This is a genomic window from Photobacterium sp. HL06, from assembly GCF_059552575.1.
This window is the reverse complement of the sequence record NZ_CM183914.1, coordinates 1,635,580-1,654,014: the sequence shown is the minus strand read 5'-3', so window position 1 is coordinate 1,654,014 and position 18,435 is coordinate 1,635,580. Positions and strand designations below refer to the sequence as shown.

Genomic DNA, 18,435 nt, shown 5'->3' with positions numbered 1-18,435 from the left:
CTTATCTACGAGGGGGAACTATTGATGGAATACCTACATACCATGGTACGCGTCAGTGATCTGGATGAGTCACTCGACTTCTACTGCAACAAGCTAGGACTCAAAGAAATTCGTCGTGTCGACACCCACAAGGGACGTTTCACTTTGGTTTACCTCGCAGCCCCGGGCGACACCGAGCATGCCGAATTACACAGTACTCCAATGCTAGAGCTCACCTATGACTGGGATCAGCAGAATTACACCACAGGACGTAACTTTGGCCACCTTGCCTTCCGTGTTGATGATATTTACCAGCTCTGTACCCACTTGCAACAACAAGGTGTCACTATCAATCGACCGCCGCGTGATGGGCACATGGCGTTTATTCGCTCTCCGGACGGAATATCAATTGAACTGCTGCAAAAAGGTGCCGCACTGGTAGAACAAGAACCCTGGATATCGATGCAGAATATTGGGGAATGGTAAGAAGAATGCGTAGCAAAGCAATCGCTATCTGCTTTGCTACGCGTTGAGAGTGCTACTTTTCAGCCAATGACTTGTAGAAGTTGTTCTGGTAGGCAAGACTACCCCAGAGTGCATTCGCCTGGGCCATCTTAACCATAGTTAGAGGCTGTTCACGTTCAAACAAGTCCGTACTTTCCGCATCATATGAGAATCCAATCGGATCTTTATCTGGCTGGAAAATAACAACATCGTTATTATTATCCATCCAGGCGAAATTTTTGTAGAACTGCATCATCGCCCGTAAATTCTTACTGTCGATATCTTTAGTTAAGTCATGACCAATCATTGGGTTATAACTATCAACACCAATTAGGGATAACAGCGTTGGAGGAAGGTCAAGTTGACTCGCCAGGCGCTGATCCTGCTTGGCACTGACCCCTTTACCTAAAATAACAGCAGGAATATGGAAATGATCAATCGGTACTAATTGACTGCCATAGGCACGAGAGTCATGATCGGCGACCACAACAAAAATAGTATCGTCCCAGTATGATGATTGTTTCGCCTGCTTAAAAAATTCACCAAGCGCATAATCAGAATACTTCGCTGCATTTTCCCGCGTTTGCTTTGGCTCATTATAGGGTGTAATTCGTCCATCCGGGTAGTCAAAAGGACTGTGGTTCGAAGAGGTAAATACCAAGCTAAAAAACGGTTGTTCTGAGTCATGCAACTTAGAAAATTGCTCATGCGCCTTTTGGTATAAATCCTCATCTGAAGCCCCCCAGGATCCCACAAAAGAAGGGGTCTTAAATGTTGGGAAGTCTTGCATATCCATAAAACCGTTGCCCAGGAAGAAGGTCTTCATGTTGTCGAAGTGACTCTCCCCTCCGTAAACGAACTGGGTATGATATCCCTTGCTTTTTAATAGATCGGCAATAGTAAAAAAGCCGGTTTGGCTCTTACCTAGCTTGACCACAGCACGCGAAGGCGTCGGGGAAAAGCCAGTAACAACCGCTTCTATGCCCCGTACCGAGCGTGTGCCCGTCGAGTACATACGCGTAAAGTTCCAGCCTTCTTGCATTAATCCATCAAGGTTCGGTGTTAACGGCATCCCCCCGAGGCCACCGACATAACGCGCCCCTAGGCTTTCTTGCAGCAGAATAACAAGATTTTTCGGCTTACCTTTATACGTGGCAGTGTGGTGTGCCATCGTTGGAATTTCACTAGAGATAAAATCTTGGCTCTGTCGCCCAGTTGACTCCTGGACAAGCGCAATAACTTCCTTGCTGTCCATCTTGCCATAGTATTTGCTTGCACTATCTTCTGCAGACATTTGCTTGACGGCAAACAACATTGAATACGATGAGTTGAGTACAAGATCATTCATTAGCGGATCGGTAGAAAAAGCCACCATCGCAGGATTAAGAGGTCGATGCCCAAGTGTTGATCTAGCACCCATCACTCCAATGACAACCACTAACATTGCTAAAGCGATCCGCCAGGGCCAGCGAGGGAAAACAAGGCCTGACACTAAATGATGAGTAAGCTTCCACCCTAAGTATAATGTTGCAGTGCTGACCGTTGCCCCGATAAACAACTCTATTTTGTAGCCGCTCCACAACATACCCAACACTTCTTTAGGGTAGATCAGGTATTCGACAAATAACCGATTGGGGCGAACGTCGTATTCCATAATAAAGGTAGGCGTGGATATCTCCATATAGACCAAGAACCACAGCCCTAGCAAAGTCCAAATTCGTAGAACAAATAGCCATGCTTTTCCGATATACCCATCACTGGATAAAAGACATGTCAGCAGCGCAGGCAAAATAAATAAATAGCTCAACGTTGCAATATCAATGCGTATGCCATTGAATAATATATTCAACCATCCATTTGCCTCAGTGACACGTTCGCTATGCCAAAGGCTTAACCCAATACGGGATATAGTGAGAATGCAGAGGCAGATTAAAAATGCGGCACAGATAGGATATAGAACACCCAACCTTTTTTTGACAATATCTGTCATTTTTACTTCCTGTAATAAAACCTGTTATGACATAACTAAGTTTGAAAAAACGATGTACACCCAAGTGGATATCGCCATGATGAGGGTTAGTAACACAGCAGCCGATCCCATGTCTTTTTAGACAAGGCGAACGAATCTTTTTTGTTTATTTTTCACACAGCACCTTATATTTTAAATGCCACCCAAAATACACAGGTAGCATCATTAGTGTGAAAAATAAGTGAAAAGCCCCTCGATGTATAGCCAATTGGTATAAATACTTCGTTTGGATGTAAAATATGAGAGCATAAAAATGCATTCACGTTCATATTAAAATGATTTTCTCGAAGCTAATAAAGCCCCCCCATCTCTAGTTTTTTGAATGATTCGGCCACCCTCTTTATATTTTTTATTTGTAAAAGAAGTTATCCTGATTACGGGCGTCAAATATATGTCACTTATAATGAACAAACTGGTGAGCAGCCTTTTCTACATTAGCGGCCTGTGTGTGATATTTCTCGCTAACCTATTCCCTTAGAAAGTCACCTCTTGCACTGGACTATCGTGTCAGAGCGCACGATTACCCCTACCAGTACGGCTAAAATATCGCAGCCAAGCCGCAAGAAATCATACTGTTGCAAAATATTTATTGTGGTGAGTCGATAAAATACAGACAATCACATATGAGCCTTACTTCACTGCTACACTATACTATTAGCGAATAGGGGTTTAATTACATCACGGATGACATATGAAGCTAGCTTTTCTTCGATTTTTGGCACTGCTACTTCCCTTACTGTCAATAACGGCAGCGGCTGCCTTTTATATCTACTACGGGGATGTCATCCAGCTTGAGCAGCGTATTCAGGAAAGAGAGCGTAGTGTTCATCAATCAACCCTACACATAACACGGTTGCATTTTGCGCCTATTATCGACGATCTTCGTTATCTGACCCAAAAAGCAAATGAACTTAGTATCAGCCCACATCCTACAACCCAGCCAAAAAACACCCTGGCTGCTACATTCAAGCGAATGACACAAACCCGGGCCTATTACGACCAAGTTCGGCTTATCAACGATCAAGGATTCGAAGTTATTCGGGTTAACATGAAAAACGGCCAAGCCTATCGGGTGGCAGATAATAAGCTTCAAGATAAAAGCCATCGTCCGTATGTACAAGAATCGCTAAAGATCAGTCCCGGTGCCTTTTATACCTCACAATTTGACTTAAATATTGAAAATGGCCAAGTCGAAGTCCCCGCCAAGCCCACGCTGCGTTTCGTTAGCCACTTCAAAATCAACGGGCAAAGCTGGCTCATTTCACTTAACTATCTTGGCCGTGACTATCTCGCTGAGCTCAATAACCAATATAACTGGAATAGTGGTCAAAACTGGTTAATCAACAACAATGGGCACTGGCTGCTCGGCCCAACATCAGATAGTTCCTGGCAATTTATGCCATCGCAGGAAAATACGCAGAATCAAGATTTCTTTCAGGCCTACCCAAATCTGTGGGAGCAAATCAATGAGAGTGAAAATGGCCAAATCTTACAAGGCGAATACCTTTATACCTTCACCCGTTTCTTCTCTGGCGACAAGTTTTTAGGCGATAAGCTTTTTACCCTACCCTTTGATGGTACAGATCTACCTTGGACAATTATTTCTCGGGTAAATATGAATGAAGCGATCAACGAGCTTGCCTTCTCTCAACAACGTATCGTGAAATTCACCATCTTCACTATTTTGATTATGGCTCTGGTTGCAGGTTGCATCGTGCTGGCTTGGCACCTCCTACAGATGCTTCGACACGAAAAGAGCTTAAAGCAGGACATCGAAGATGTTGCACTCAAATATTCAACTGTGCTGAAGCATGTACCTGACGGAGTCATTACTGTCAGCCAAGATATGACAATCAATACTATCAACAAAGCTGCCGGGCACATTCTCAACATTAATGAGGAATCCGCCACAGGAAAGAACCTGATCAAACTTATCAGCGGGCAAAAAAACCGGGAGCAAATTAAGCAACTCGTACAAAAAGTTCATGAAAATAAAGCAGACAATAACAATCGCCCTGTGAAAACGCGTATCCAGTTAAGTAATTTAAAGACTCGACATATTGAGTTTATCGCCACCGAAACAATTTATAGCTCAAGCAGTGAGTTACTGCTGAACTTCAGAGATGTTACCTACTGGATTGAGCGAGAAGAAAAGCTTAAAAGCATGTCACGCGCACTAGAGCAAAGTAATGACTCCATTATCATAACGAACCACCGTGGCATTATTGAATATGTTAATCAGGCATTTGAAAAATTCACCGGTGTAAAGTCCAAGGATATCCTCGGTGCACAATCTTCGACACTGCTCAAGCAAACACTGGACGATGAAGCTGAAGTTCGTAAAGTTCAGGAACAATTAAAAGATGGTAGAACAATCCAACGGGTGCTAGCACGAAAGCAAGAAGACAATAATATATTCTACGAAGAGAAAACCATTGCCCCTATTCGCAACAACCGAGGCAAAATAAGCCATTACATTTCGACGGGCAAAGATATCACTGAAAGAGTGCTGTTTGAGAGCAAACTGCACAAGCTTGCTCATTATGATTTACTAACTGAGCTTCCCAACAGAACGCTACTCCAACAATTCCTCGAAAATGCTATAGAGCAAGCCAAACGTGAGTTCAATAGTATTGCCTTGATCACCATCGATCTTGACCACTTTAAAAAGATCAACGACTCATTAAGCCATGATATTGGTGACAAGGTACTGTTAGCTATTTCTAAGCGAATCCATAGTTCACTACGAGATGATGACCTTCTGGCGCGACTAGGCGGTGATGAGTTCGCAATCATTATCAAGCATGGTGTAGAGCCTGAGAACTTGGTCAATATGGCTAACCGTATCATTCGCCATATCAGCGAGCCGCTATGTATAGACAACAATGAACTGTTTATTACGGCCAGCATGGGGATTAGCCTATTCCCTGATGACAGTGATAACGTGGAGACCTTATTCAAAAATGCCGACATTGCTTTATACCGAGCTAAAGAAGAAAGCCGTAACAAGTTCTGCTTCTTCACCCAGCAAATGGGCCAAGACAGTATCAAGCGTATGCAGCTCGAATCGGAACTCAGAAAAACAATAGGCACCGACCGTTACCAGTTTTATTACCAACCAAAAGTGAATGCCATTACACATGACATCTGTGGCATAGAGGCGCTATTGCGCTGGGAAGACGAGAATGGCAGCATCCAGTCTCCGCTGGATATTATCCCAATCCTTGAACATTCCGGACTGATAATTGAAGCAGGCGAATACCTCATTTACCGTGCATGCAACCAACTGAAAAAATGGCAAAAGAAAAACTACCGACTCCATTTTGCGCTCAACATTTCTGCACGCCAACTACTTAACTCCAACATTGTTGAAACGGTAAGCCAAGCCATTGAAGATACAGGCTGCGATCCACAATATCTCGAGCTTGAAATCACTGAAAGTGTGATTATGGCTGATGTTACCACCGCACTGGACAAACTCATGGGGCTAGAAGCTCTGGGGGTAAAAATCGCTATCGATGACTTTGGTACTGGGTATTCATCATTGGCCTACCTCAGCCGATTCCCTGTCCATATATTGAAGGTCGATCGTGAATTTGTTAAAGATCTGCCAAAAAATAAAGACAATATCACCATCACCCGTTCAATTGTCGAACTTGCGCATAACCTTAATATGGAAGTCGTTGCCGAAGGTGTGGAAACAGAAGCTCAAGAGCAATTTTTAGCCAGTATTGGTGTAGAAGAGTTTCAAGGTTTCTACTTTGGGCCTCCAATGCCGCTCGAAGAGTTCGAGCGGCAATATCTCTGTACGCCCGATGCGTTTCTTGTCAATGAACAAGTATACTAACGGGTATATACCCAAGCTGCTTCAATCTCGCTGAAACAAGCATCTTGAGGTAGTTTGGGTATAACAGGCAATAGCATTTGTTGCTTTACATGTTCGAGCATATAATCTGACTTATAGAACCACAGAACATCGATACCTTAAGGTACCCATATGAGCTTTAGTGATCACTTAGATAACTTCATTAAACAGCGAAACCAGCAACCTCAATCTACATCGCAGCGTCCATTCCGGCGTCAGTATGCAGTTCAAGAGCCTACCAACCAGAGTGTCGCTCGCGAAGCAATTGCCAAAGCTCAAGAGGATGCTGCGATACAAGCAACGATAGATACCAAGGCCCCGCATGTCCGTATCAATGGGCGCTGCGTTACCGAGAATGAAGCCCAGGTTGTCGATCAACTGAAAGAGGATTCTGCACCAGCGAACCCCGATCGCATCGACTATATCAAACAATTAAGAAAAGAGCTTAAGCTAAAAAAACGGTCTTAATAATATCGTTTACCATTCCAATCGCGCTAATGAACAGAGGTACAAGCATCTAACTCTTTAGCGCTCTATAAACTTATTGCTGTTACCCCTCCTATATTCCAAGCTTCAATAGCCTTAAGTATCGTAAATTGAACACCATTTCATTGTAATTTTTATTTTCTGGCTATTTTTTAACCCAAAGTACAGTTCAAAAAACAAGCTAAATGATAGCTTTTAAATATCAGCATGATCTCTTTTAAAATAATCATAATGATAATCAAAAAAATTAAAGGGTAAAAACAAACCAAAGTGAGCACAAATCAACCACCCGGTGATATATATATTATTTTTATATATAAATCAGACTTAACAACAAAACTCTCACATGAAAAGTCCCCTCATTATTCTTCATAAAGATGTCAAATCACATAATACTCAAGAGGTAACAGACTGTATATTAAGGATATTACTTATAAAATCCAGTTTAAACCAACCCTAACAGTTAAATCGTTAGCTGATCATAACAATTAACACTTCCGGACCAACAGCTACAATGGAAATATTAGCTTGCAACAATACAATCCAGAGAAATACATTTATGGCAAATTAAACATTTTGGATGTTACATTTTAAACAATTATTTATCACGAGCCCTACACTATCAACTCAACAAAAGCAATATAGGCACAACGTTTTTTAAGGGGTAAAATTGCTGTCTAAAAAAGTATGAATAGACATAATCATGAACTCAATAATTCAAATTAACGAGCTGGAATCTCTGCTTATTGCGATTATCGTGCTTTTTCTTGGCTACTTTATTAATAGCAAAGTAAAGGTTCTAAGAAAGTATAATATCCCGGAACCCATTGTTGGAGGCTTGATCGTCGCGGTGTTCATCACACTGCTCCACCAGCAAGGTATCGATATCACTTTCAAGCTAAGCATCAAAGACACCTTAATGCAGATGTTCTTTGCGACCGTCGGATTAGCAGCAAGCTTTAAGCTTCTGGCTAAAGGCGGCTCTCGAGTATTTCTCTTTCTAGGTATTGCCACACTATATATCACCATCCAGAATGCTGTTGGTGTTAGCCTTAGTACCTTGCTAGGCCTTGATCCACTACTCGGGCTCATTGTCGGCTCGATCACACTGTCAGGCGGCCATGGTACAGGTGCTGCGTGGTCACAAACATTTTCAAGTAACTTTGGCCTGCATACTCTTGAACTGTCAATGGCTGCAGCCACATTCGGCCTTGTAATGGGCGGGATTATTGGTGGCCCTGTAGCACAACGGCTGATCAACAAACACAAGCTAAAGTCTGAGTTTGGCGAAGGTGAACATCACCACATTGAGCATCCCGATCTAGTAACGTACAGCGATCATGAAGAAGATCGCATCACGGCTAAAAACTCAATTGAAGTGCTCTTTATTTTGCTCATATGCGTAACCGGTGCCGCACATGTAAAAGAGTTTATTGATGGCTTTGGTATTGGCTGGCTGCGAATCCCGGACTTTGTATATGCCTTATTTATTGGCGTATTTATTACTAACCTGTGTGAAACGACCAAAGTCTACAAAGTTAACAAAGAAACAGTCGATGCTCTGGGAACGATATCCCTATCATTGTTCCTGGCAATGGCACTGATGAGCCTACAGCTCTGGGAGCTACTTGAGCTTGCATTGCCGATGTTACTGATCCTCTCCGTACAGACTGTCACTCTGGCTCTTTTCGCCTACTTTGTGACTTTCCGGTTGATGGGCAAGACTTATGATGCGGCCATCATCTCTGGAGGCCACTGTGGTTTCGGTATGGGTGCAACCCCTACAGCCGTGATGAACATGGGATCTCTGGTATCCAGGAACGGCCCGTCACCTCAGGCTTTCATGGTTGTACCGATCGTTGGGGCATTCTTCATTGATATTGCCAACCTGGTTGTCTTGCAAGCATATATCAGCTTTATTCAGTAGCCTGAGCAAGATCACAAAAAGGCCAAGTGACACCGTCACTTGGCCTTTTTTATTATCTTCGGATACCTCAGCCGCGTTTTTTCGTTCTATTATTAATACAAACAAATAACGAATTTCACGCAACTTAAGCTGTTCACATGGAACATCGTTCTACATTTCATTAAGGGTACGCAATTAAGTTCTTATATCATTTCGTTTATTAACGGCTTGGTATGTTCATAAAATAATTAAGAGAAAAGCAGGGCTTCACACACAGAACGGATGGAGTATTAAGATGTTAGGTGAAAATCACGCACTCTTCATTGAGTTTCCAGAAATGCAGAACAAGATCCAGCGGCTAAAATTAGTTGATGAAAACTTCAAAGCCATGTCAGATAGATACCATAAACTCGACCATGCGATACGAGGATTAGAAGGTAACAACATCCCTACTGAAGATTCACATTTTACCCAACTCAAATTTGAACGAGCTCAACTGAAGGATAGAATCTACAGCATCTTAACTAACTAACCCCTTTGCTTATCAATGAGATGGCAGTACTTGCTGCCGAGCCCCTTACATAGATATCCCCCCATTCGTTCGAACGGGGGGATTATGTATCTAAAGCCCGCAAAATATGTGTAACAAGACATTTCTAGCTATTTCCTCTTCAAAAAAAGTTGATAGAATCCGCGCACCTTATCAACACTGCAATTTTTGTTGATAAACCCCAAAAAATTTAGAGCCTTTGCTGCAGCCAATACTACTGGCTGCATTTGTCGTGGTGATTGAGATAAAAATGAAAAAATTCGATAAAGCTATGCAGATCCTGCTTGCCGGTTTCTGTATTAACCTATGTATGGGTATTTTGTATGCATGGAGTGTATTCAAGCAGGCGCTAGTGGTCGATCTAGGCTGGTCTAACGCTGACGCATCGATGCCCTACACTGTTGCTGTCATCACCTTCTCGCTGTCACTGCTTGTCGCAGGTATACTTCAGGATCGTATGGGTCCGCGCCGTATTCTTATCATGGGTACAGTGATGGTAGGCCTAGGCATGATCATCTCTAGCTTTGCAACCTCACCGCTACTACTGATCTTAACTTTTGGCGTATTGACAGGTTGTGGTATTGGCTTTGGCTATGCGTGCCTTGCCCCATCGGCAATGAAATGGTTTCACCCTTCAAAGAAAGGCATGGTGAATGGCCTGATTGCCGCTGGTTTCGGCCTTGCTGCAGTATACCTTGCTCCCCTAACCTCTAGCCTGATCGATGGTTTTGGTATTAACACCAGCTTCCTGATCCTTGGTGTAGCCGTTCTTTTTATTGCTGTACCCCTGGCGTGTACTATTTCCAACCCCCCAGCAGGCTACACACCTGAGGTTCCAGCTGGCGTTGCAAATAAAGCCGCTGCAAAGCCTGTAGACATCAACTGGCGTAGCATGCTTAAAACACCACAGTTTTACTCTCTATGGCTAATGTTTGCCTTAGCATCGTCTGCCGGCCTCATGGTCATCGGTAACATCACTTCTATTGCAGCAGCGCAGGCAAACATTACCGAAGCGGCTTACCTGGTTGTCATTCTATCGATTTTCAACTCTGGTGGCCGTGTGGCTGCAGGTATGCTGTCTGACAAAATTGGCGGCGTTAAAACCTTAATGCTTGCTTTCATTATGCAAGGCATCAACATGGCAATGTTTGCAAGCTTCCAGTCTGACTTCACCCTGATGATTGGTGCAGCACTGGCCGGTATTGGCTACGGAACACTGCTTGCTGTATTCCCATCGATTACGGCTGATTACTATGGATTGAAAAACTACGGTGCAAACTATGGCGTGCTTTACACCGCATGGGGTATCAGCGGTTTCATTGGCCCAGTCGTCGCAGCTGTGGCTGTAGACACTACCGGTACTTACACCCTGGCTTACACTATCTGTGCGGTAATGATGGCCGTAGCTGTTGTTCTGTCTTTCATTACCAAGCCAGTTGATGCTGAAGCGCTGGAAAGGAAACTCGCCCAAGCGTAAACTCAGCACCAATCTCACCACAAGATTGTGAGATTGATCCTTGCCAGAAAGCCCGACTATAATAGTCGGGCTTTTTTGTTTATTAAATTTATTGCATTTGCCAAATTTAATAGTCAATTTTGTTATCATAACTCTTAGTTGTAATACACCATCCAAATTTTAATTCTTTTAAAGTCTAAAAAAATTGGGGAAATGAATCATTAATAACACATTGTCTTTATAATGATGTTAATCATTCACATCGATAATACTATCTACGCTAATAGTTAGAAGCGCTATTCCATCCTAAATCCATCAAGTCAGTCCATTGAGATTACACCTAAAACACTTACAAAAACAAACATCTCGACCGTAGAACTCAATTAGATGCATTCATATTCTCACTCTGATTAAGTCAATGATTAGCATAACAACACCACTTCTTTCTCGAAACAATGTATTGCCTTACTCAAATAAATGCGATTTGTTGTTTGTCTGAAAAACCGAACAAAAAACAATAAAAACATGTAATAAATAAGACAGCATGTTAACTGCCCATTCCAATATTTATTTATCCATACCCCGACGCCTGAATTACTACTATTGAGATAACTTCTTATTATTATGGGTGCTAAATTTAATCTGATAATTCGATTTCTACTTAACAAAGCTAATAATGAAGGTTCGTTATTAGTCCTAGCCAATATTTCTCAGTAGGGTACGGTAGGAGTAAGGAGAGAGTGATGTCTGAAATATCCATAAAGAAAAGAGTCAGAAATAAAAAAAGAACATATCATTATAGTGCTGTTGTAGGAGGAGTGCTCTGTATGGGCTTATTGCCCAATAACGCCAGTGCAAGTAATATGTCGTATTTGGAGGAGTTGGGTAAGCGCCTATTCTTTGAAACCATATCAATAAACAACAATATGTCATGCTCTACATGCCACAGCCCTGGAACAGGTGGTACTCACGGTGATTCAGAAACAAACCGTACAATTGTCGGTTCTGAGGCATCTGTTCCCGGCCGATTTGGTGCCCTTAAGCCACCAACAAACCAATACGCACAATTTAAAGATAGTGAGGGAAATAATGTTGGATTGGTTAACTTTAGTGCAGAATGTCTCACTCCTTTCGGAACAGCACCATGTGGCGGGGCATTCTGGAATGGTCGGGCAAAAGGCGACTTAATAGATGAGGCTGGAATTGATGTATTCGCAGGATTGGATCCTGAATACAAAGAGATGTATGAAGACTATATTGGGGCAGTCACCGATCAGGCTCATGCTAGCCCATATATTAACCCAGTAGAGCAGGCTCACCTTTCTAAAGAAGATGTTTGTGCGCAGGTTAAGGGGACAGCGTGGGGTGATGAGCTATTCGAATATGCTTGGGGAGCGGAACATAGCTGTGATGGGGAAAACATAGATACAACCTTTGCGAGATATGCAGTCGCTTTAACGGCTTGGCAAATGTCCGAAGACAACAACAATTTTAGCTCTAAGCGTGATATAGCACTAAGAAATGATGATAACGGAGCATTCCCGTTACTGCAATTTACTGATGAAGAGAATCGTGGACATGATCTTTTTTATGGCGTTGGGCCAGGGGTCGGTGCCAGGTGTTTCTTCTGCCACCAGAGCGAAAACGATGGTGGTGTGAGTATGGGTGAACGTTATACCAATGATCGATATTTCAATTTAGGGGTACCAAGAAATCATCAGATATCTGGAAACCCAGAACCTGACTTAGGTCTTTATAATACACTAAAGGCTCAAGGAATTGACGATGAAAGCACTAAAGGTCAACATAAAGTGCCGACACTCCGTAATGTGGATAAACGACCAGATCCCAACTTTGTAAAAGCTTATACCCATAACGGGTATTTTAAAACCTTAGAGCAGCTGGTCCATTTTTATAATACATCAACCGTACCAACAACGGCCGAAGAGATAGAAGAGTGTAACAGTGCAACAACGGATGAGGAAAAAATGGCTGCTTCTACTGCTTGTTTCTTCGGAAAAACACGCTGTGAAGCTCATATTACGACCGTAGAGGACGCCATGGCTGAAAATTGCTGGCCTGAACCTGAAGTAGATCAAAATATTGCGAGATTCGGTGTTGGCGATCTTCGTCTGACCACTGAAGATGAGCGTATACTCGTGGCGTACTTAGAAACATTCACAGATACAAAATCAGTAAAACTACCACAGCCTTATCGTTCAAGAAGGTATGAAGAACGTCGTCGTCGCTAATGCTTTACTGCTCAGTGTGGGAATGATTGTAACTCACAAGCATTGAGACTAACTTTAGCTTAGAGCGCCGAACAAAGCCCGGTACATATAAGTGTCGGGCTTTTCCTTGTTTCCCTCAGGGCTATCAGATAAAAAAGCCCCAGCATGGCTGCCGGGACGCGTAGTCTGAGGCTTCGTTGTAGTGGCGGAGCGGCGGGGACGCCCAGGCTGGGCTGGCATTCCATCGGAGTCGCGCTCGACCGGAACTCATTCGACTGAAGGGCGAAGTTAATCCAACGCATACAAAAAAGCCCAGTATTGCTGCCGGGACGCGTAGTCTGAGCCTTCAGTGTAGTGGCGGAACGGCTGGGGTCGCACACGACCGGGACTCGATCGGGGGCGCCTAGCTCCGAGACCAAGAGACCGAAGGGCTCTCGGGAGCGTTATAAACGAAAAAAAGCCCGACGCTTTCGCATCGGGCTTAAATCAGTGGCGGAACGGTCGGGCTTGCGATCAAGCGGGACTCATTCGACCGAAGGGCGAAGTTAATCCAACGCATACAAAAAAGCCCCAGCATTGCTGCTGAGGCTTCAGTGTAGTGGCGGAGCGGACGGGACTCGAACCCGCGACCCCCGGCGTGACAGGCCGGTATTCTAACCAACTGAACTACCGCTCCAATTCTGTATGAAACTCGATGATGACCATCCAATTTCTAGAATGTGGCGGAGAGATAGGGATTTGAACCCTAGATACGCTACAAACGTATGCCGGTTTTCAAGACCGGTGCTTTCAACCACTCAGCCATCTCTCCGTAAGTGCGGTGAATAATACGGATTTCACTTTTTACTGTAAAGCCTTTTTTGGCAAAAAAGCCACAATTGCACAAAGTAGGTACAAACCGTTGAATCTTATCGCTGTAAACACATTAAAGAGTGCTTCAGATAGCTGTAATAACTCAGAATTAGCCTCGTTCACCTTCTTTCAATAGCAATAGACTCTCCTGCCAATTATTTGCGCTTCTCCTCAAATTTGACACAAACATGGTTTTTATCAATAGTTCTGTTTGAGCTTTCACGTATTTATGACATTTTCTATGTTTCCATAGTCACGCACATCTTAATACCGAGTTGTAAGCACCATGATCTGTCAGAACAAAATACGGTCCATTTTCTGGCTTTTGCTAGCCGCTAGCCCTCTTTTCCCTCAGGCCAGTTCTGCGGGGGAACAAAGCACAGCAGACTGCCAGGTAGAAAAATCTGCGTCTGGCTGGCACTACCTTAACTCGCAATGTGACATCGGTAGCGGATTATGGGGGCGAAAGCCAAAAAGTGGTGACCGTAGTTTTTGGCTCCAATGCAATTACGGTAAAGCCTTACCCAATAAAACAGTGACAGCAACCGTCAATAGTCTATTTCAAGATCACCGTTACCTCGTACCCGACAATGGCAAGTTCCGCTGTCTTATTGGCCCATTTAAGCACTATGATCAGGCTTTGACTGCCAAGGGGCAACTTGCTCGGCATGGACTCGCTGAAACGTTTATCCGTCAAACGGCTACGCGTATTTCCGTCAGCAATCAAATGACTAAATCATCAGCCCCAGACCAAGAGGCTGATGCAAATAGCCAGAAAAACACCCTGATTGATAACCGGGTCGTATTGAATTCCATCCTCTACTCTTTTACGTTCAATAACATAAAATACCACCAACCAAGAAACATCAACTCCACCCAAGAAATGCCACCAATGTTCATTAATGAGAACGACCAATATTGGTCGAAAGTTAACTTCAAAACGGCAAATAATTGGTGCCAACGTTATGGCCTTCGCCTACCAACCATTAGTGAGCTAAAAGACCTTCACACTAACGGGCAACACTACCTTCTTCGCCATCACTGGCCGATTAAATCCAGTTATTGGAGTAAGACTATCAGCCTATACTCCGGTGAGTTCGAAACCCTGAACCTTCGTAGCGGTCAGCACGATGAATACCGTCCTCTCGCCCTGCTCTACACAACCTGTGTCACTGAAGCTAGCTAACTCACCGGCATAATACGGGCCGTCACTAACCAACACATAAGCCACATCTCACGTGGCTTATACTGACAAATCACCTTGCGCCTCTCGATCCCAACCACATATTCGTCTTAGAGCAATGATAAAAGGCGATTACTAGAAGAATTACAATCTATTCCTATACTGAATATTGATACGAATAACATAGATTTAATGCATCAGTGCTCTAAATGAGAAACCAAATTGTTTTTAGTTTCTCTTCATTTGGATCGACGGGACATAACTATGAATCAAACAATAAAGTTTTCTCTGGCCATTTCTACCCTGGCGTTAATGCTATCCGGCTGTGATAGTAACAACGCTCAGGACAAAGAACTGATCAAATCGCTAGAGGCAAAAATCCAAACCCTCGAAAAACAACTAGAACAGTCAGAACCCGAACAGCCACCGGCAACAGCCAGTAGTGATAGTGCCGATACAACAGTTTTAGAAGACAAAATTGCCAGCCTCGAAAAACAGCTCGCCAGTAACACCGCCACCTCGGAAAAGGCGGGCACCCTGGATAAAGTGAAAAAACAGGGCTATGTGCAATGTGGTGTCAGTACGGGCTTACCGGGTTTCTCTAATCCCAATGCAGACGGCGAGTGGGAAGGATTAGACGTTGAGTTCTGCCAGGCCGTTGCAGCGGCAACAATTGGCGACAAAACAAAAGTGAAGTATATCCCGCTAACAACAAAAGAACGCTTTACCGCCCTTCAGTCTGGGGAAGTTGACCTGTTAGTGCGTAATACGACCTGGACACTCCATCGCGATACCGCGTTGGGGATCAATTTTGCTGGCGTGAATTACTATGACGGTCAGGGTTTCATGGTCAAAACAAGCCTTGGCATAACCAGTGCAACTGAGCTTGATGGCAAGACGGTATGTGTCCAGTCAGGTACGACAACTGAACTTAACCTTGCCGACTATTTCCGCTTCCGTGAAATGAAATACACGCCTATTGTCTTCGATACGGAGGAAGAAACCGTTAACGGGTTTAGAACTGGCCGTTGTGATGTGATGACAACCGATCAATCTGCACTCTATGCCCATCGCCTTGGGATGGAGGAGCCTGATTCAGTGGTCGTATTACCCGAGCTCATCTCCAAAGAACCACTAGGGCCTGCCGTTCGACAAGGTGATGAACAATGGTTCAACATTGTGAAATGGACGCTCTATACAATGCTGCATGCTGAAGACTTGGGGGTTTCATCAATCAGCGTTGACGATATGAAAAATTCAAATGATCCGAATATTCGCCGCCTCATTGGCCTAGATGGCCCGAAAGGCAAAGGGCTGGGGCTAAAAGACGACTGGAGTTTCCAAGTGATCAAGCAAGTTGGTAACTACAGTGAAAGTTTCGAACGTACTATTGGTATGAGCTCCCCGCTCAAGGTAAGGCGTGGGTTTAATGCGCTATGGCGCGATGGCGGTATCCAGTACGCTCCTCCGATTCGATAACCCATACATTCATCACCACGAGACGGGGGAATAACCCTCCCCCGCTCATTATTTAAATCTAAACAAGATCATCAGCAACTCAATCAAGCATACAAGAAGTGATGTAACCGAGTCGAAATCACCAATTCTCACGGCGCTAATCTTCAGTTTTGTGAGCCAGCTAGGAGTTGAAACATAAATTTACAACTTTGAGAGCAAAGATAATGAATTGTTAAGTATTATCTGTGTCAACAACTTACAGAAGGCATATTGCCATCGGTAATCACTTTTATGCGTATTGATGACTTGCATTTATTAGTGAATACCCCAATATATGTCATATTAGCTATCAACATAACTAACCCTGAGGGTGTATTTATGAACGATCGTATTGTCAATCGTGGCTCAGCTTACGAAAGCGTACTTTCAACCAACAAAGTTCTACGCAACACATATTTTCTACTATCGCTAACACTTGTATGGTCGGCAGTAGTCGCAGGCTTCGCGATGGCAATGAACCTACCGCACCCAGGCTTGATTATTACCCTAGTTGGCTTTTACGGCCTAATGTTCTTGACAGAAAAGAACCGTGACAGCGGTTTAGGTCTCGTATTTACGTTCGCTCTTACTGGCTTTATGGGTTATACCCTCGGCCCAATCCTGAACATGTATATCGGCGCTGGCATGGGTCATGCCATCATCCCTGCGTTGGGTGGTACGGCGCTGACCTTTATGGCATGTTCAGCTTACGCACTAACCACTAAGCGTGATCTGTCGTTCCTTAACGGGATGATCTTAGCTGGCTTTGTTGCTATTTTGGTTGCCGTTGTCGCTAACATCTTCCTGCAGATGCCGATGCTTTCACTGGCTATCAGCGGTATGTTCGTACTGTTCTCGTCTGCAGCTATCCTGCTGACAACACAGAACATCATCCGCGGTGGTGAAACGAACTACATCTCTGCGACAGTGACACTGTACGTATCTATCTACAACCTATTCCTGAGCCTGCTTCAAATTCTAGGCATCATGGGTGGTGATGATTAATCATTACGATTAACTCTTTGCTTAAAAGGCGCCTTTCGAGGCGCTTTTTTATTATTCCAGTATCTGCAAATGACACTTTTACTTGCAGCCTTATGCCTTAATCTCTATTCTTGCCCCGTTCAAAATATCGAGGCGCATTATGCTTGAATTTGAAGGTAAACAAATCGAAACCGACGCTCATGGCTATCTGAAGAATGTTGATGACTGGTCTGCCGGGCTAGTTCCCCTCCTTGCCGATGAAGAAGGGATTGAGCTCAGCGAAGCGCATTGGGAAGTGGTTCACTTCGTACGTGATTTCTACAAGGAGTTTAATACCTCCCCCGCAATTCGTATGCTCGTTAAAGCGATGGCTAAAAAGTACGGTGAAGAAAAAGGTAACTCACGCTACCTATATAAACTTTTCCCGAAAGGCCCTGCAAAGCAAGCCACTAAGCTAGCTGGGCTGCCTAAGCCGGTAAAATGCATATAATGTATTGAGCTAGGCCACTGGATCCTGGTTCCTAGAGCCTGAACTGTCAGTTCTAGGTTCTAGGTTCTAGGTTCTAGGTTCTAGGTTCTAGGTTCTAACACTACATGATCTCGAAACCATCGATATGACGCCATTCTATTTCTTCGGTTTCAACACTATCTACTCTCGATGTTCTTGGCCCTGAATTTAGCCATAATAGCAATTGGCTAACCTTTTCTTCATGGCCACAAGCTAACACCTCAACACTACCATCGGGTAAATTCTTCGCATACCCTGTCAGCCCACACCGTAAGCCTTCATGAGCGGTATGAAATCTGAACCCTACCCCCTGCACCATTCCTTTGATCAACGCTTTTACACAAATCTGTGACATAGATCACCTCAAGTATTCTTTATATAGCCCGATAAATGCTTAGTATGAGC

The 18,435-nt window shown here is 43.8% G+C and carries 13 protein-coding genes and 2 tRNA genes; 11 read left to right on the top strand and 4 right to left on the bottom strand.

The window, feature by feature from the left end; translation table 11 throughout:
* The first annotated feature begins 24 nt into the window (after positions 1–24).
* Positions 25–465 carry a lactoylglutathione lyase gene (gene gloA, locus AC51G0_RS07845; RefSeq protein ID WP_496301492.1) on the top strand — a complete coding sequence of 147 codons (441 nt, stop codon included), beginning with the start codon at positions 25–27 and terminating at the stop codon, positions 463–465.
* 52 nt (positions 466–517) lie between these two features.
* On the opposite strand, the gene AC51G0_RS07840 is transcribed toward gloA, so the two are convergent.
* Positions 518–2,473 (bottom strand): LTA synthase family protein, encoded by a 1,956-nt coding sequence (locus AC51G0_RS07840; RefSeq protein WP_496301491.1) that lies wholly within the window; start codon positions 2,471–2,473, stop codon positions 518–520.
* Between the two features lie 730 nt (positions 2,474–3,203).
* Between AC51G0_RS07840 and AC51G0_RS07835 the strand changes: the two genes are divergently transcribed.
* The 6 genes from AC51G0_RS07835 (at position 3,204) to AC51G0_RS07810 (ending at position 13,027) form a co-directional block, all read left to right on the top strand.
* Positions 3,204–6,359, top strand: a complete 3,156-nt coding sequence (locus AC51G0_RS07835) for a putative bifunctional diguanylate cyclase/phosphodiesterase (RefSeq protein WP_496301490.1) — start codon at positions 3,204–3,206, stop codon at positions 6,357–6,359.
* A 150-nt stretch (positions 6,360–6,509) separates the two neighbouring features.
* A complete protein-coding gene (locus tag AC51G0_RS07830; RefSeq protein ID WP_496301489.1) occupies positions 6,510–6,845 on the top strand; it encodes a hypothetical protein in 336 nt (111 codons plus the stop codon).
* A gap of 721 nt (positions 6,846–7,566) precedes the next feature.
* Entirely contained in the window at positions 7,567–8,790 is a 1,224-nt protein-coding gene (gene gltS, locus AC51G0_RS07825; protein WP_496301488.1) for a sodium/glutamate symporter, read from the top strand.
* 274 nt (positions 8,791–9,064) lie between these two features.
* The gene (locus tag AC51G0_RS07820) at positions 9,065–9,301 is read left to right on the top strand and encodes an HP1242/YdcH family protein (protein WP_496301487.1); all 237 of its coding nucleotides are present in this window, start codon (positions 9,065–9,067) and stop codon (positions 9,299–9,301) included.
* Positions 9,302–9,569: 268 nt separating this feature from the next.
* Positions 9,570–10,796 (top strand): L-lactate MFS transporter, encoded by a 1,227-nt coding sequence (locus tag AC51G0_RS07815; RefSeq protein WP_496301486.1) that lies wholly within the window; start codon positions 9,570–9,572, stop codon positions 10,794–10,796.
* A gap of 722 nt (positions 10,797–11,518) precedes the next feature.
* Positions 11,519–13,027: a cytochrome-c peroxidase gene (locus AC51G0_RS07810; protein ID WP_496301485.1), complete on the top strand. Its 1,509-nt coding sequence runs from the start codon at positions 11,519–11,521 to the stop codon at positions 13,025–13,027.
* A gap of 578 nt (positions 13,028–13,605) precedes the next feature.
* Here AC51G0_RS07810 and AC51G0_RS07805 read toward each other — a convergent pair.
* Both AC51G0_RS07805 and AC51G0_RS07800 read right to left on the bottom strand, forming a co-directional pair.
* Positions 13,606–13,682 (bottom strand) — tRNA-Asp (locus AC51G0_RS07805).
* 44 nt (positions 13,683–13,726) lie between these two features.
* Positions 13,727–13,817, bottom strand: a tRNA-Ser gene (locus AC51G0_RS07800).
* A 327-nt stretch (positions 13,818–14,144) separates the two neighbouring features.
* On the opposite strand from AC51G0_RS07800, the gene AC51G0_RS07795 reads away from it, so the two are divergent.
* From AC51G0_RS07795 to tusE, 4 genes are all read left to right on the top strand, one after another.
* A complete protein-coding gene (locus AC51G0_RS07795) occupies positions 14,145–15,044 on the top strand; it encodes an adhesion domain-containing protein (protein WP_496301484.1) in 900 nt (299 codons plus the stop codon).
* A 261-nt stretch (positions 15,045–15,305) separates the two neighbouring features.
* Complete coding sequence (locus AC51G0_RS07790) at positions 15,306–16,520, top strand: amino acid ABC transporter substrate-binding protein (RefSeq protein WP_496301483.1); 1,215 nt, start codon at positions 15,306–15,308, stop codon at positions 16,518–16,520.
* A 357-nt stretch (positions 16,521–16,877) separates the two neighbouring features.
* The gene (locus AC51G0_RS07785; RefSeq protein ID WP_496301482.1) at positions 16,878–17,543 is read left to right on the top strand and encodes a Bax inhibitor-1/YccA family protein; all 666 of its coding nucleotides are present in this window, start codon (positions 16,878–16,880) and stop codon (positions 17,541–17,543) included.
* Positions 17,544–17,682: 139 nt separating this feature from the next.
* Positions 17,683–18,012 carry a sulfurtransferase TusE gene (gene tusE / locus AC51G0_RS07780; RefSeq protein ID WP_496301481.1) on the top strand — a complete coding sequence of 110 codons (330 nt, stop codon included), beginning with the start codon at positions 17,683–17,685 and terminating at the stop codon, positions 18,010–18,012.
* A gap of 100 nt (positions 18,013–18,112) precedes the next feature.
* Here tusE and yccX read toward each other — a convergent pair whose 3' ends face one another.
* On the bottom strand, positions 18,113–18,385 hold the full coding sequence (gene yccX / locus AC51G0_RS07775; protein ID WP_496301480.1) for an acylphosphatase: 273 nt from the start codon (positions 18,383–18,385) through the stop codon (positions 18,113–18,115).
* Positions 18,386–18,435 lie beyond the last annotated feature (50 nt).

Coding starts and splice junctions, on each gene's coding strand:
- AC51G0_RS07790 (WP_496301483.1), top strand. CDS start 15,306: ATGAATCAAACAATAAAGTTTTCTCTGGCCATTTCTACCCTGGCGTTA.
- AC51G0_RS07820 (WP_496301487.1), top strand. CDS start 9,065: ATGTTAGGTGAAAATCACGCACTCTTCATTGAGTTTCCAGAAATGCAG.
- yccX (WP_496301480.1), bottom strand. CDS start 18,385: ATGTCACAGATTTGTGTAAAAGCGTTGATCAAAGGAATGGTGCAGGGG.
- AC51G0_RS07840 (WP_496301491.1), bottom strand. CDS start 2,473: ATGACAGATATTGTCAAAAAAAGGTTGGGTGTTCTATATCCTATCTGT.
- gltS (WP_496301488.1), top strand. CDS start 7,567: ATGAACTCAATAATTCAAATTAACGAGCTGGAATCTCTGCTTATTGCG.
- AC51G0_RS07815 (WP_496301486.1), top strand. CDS start 9,570: ATGAAAAAATTCGATAAAGCTATGCAGATCCTGCTTGCCGGTTTCTGT.
- AC51G0_RS07795 (WP_496301484.1), top strand. CDS start 14,145: ATGATCTGTCAGAACAAAATACGGTCCATTTTCTGGCTTTTGCTAGCC.
- AC51G0_RS07835 (WP_496301490.1), top strand. CDS start 3,204: ATGAAGCTAGCTTTTCTTCGATTTTTGGCACTGCTACTTCCCTTACTG.
- tusE (WP_496301481.1), top strand. CDS start 17,683: ATGCTTGAATTTGAAGGTAAACAAATCGAAACCGACGCTCATGGCTAT.
- AC51G0_RS07830 (WP_496301489.1), top strand. CDS start 6,510: ATGAGCTTTAGTGATCACTTAGATAACTTCATTAAACAGCGAAACCAG.
- gloA (WP_496301492.1), top strand. CDS start 25: ATGGAATACCTACATACCATGGTACGCGTCAGTGATCTGGATGAGTCA.
- AC51G0_RS07810 (WP_496301485.1), top strand. CDS start 11,519: ATGTCTGAAATATCCATAAAGAAAAGAGTCAGAAATAAAAAAAGAACA.
- AC51G0_RS07785 (WP_496301482.1), top strand. CDS start 16,878: ATGAACGATCGTATTGTCAATCGTGGCTCAGCTTACGAAAGCGTACTT.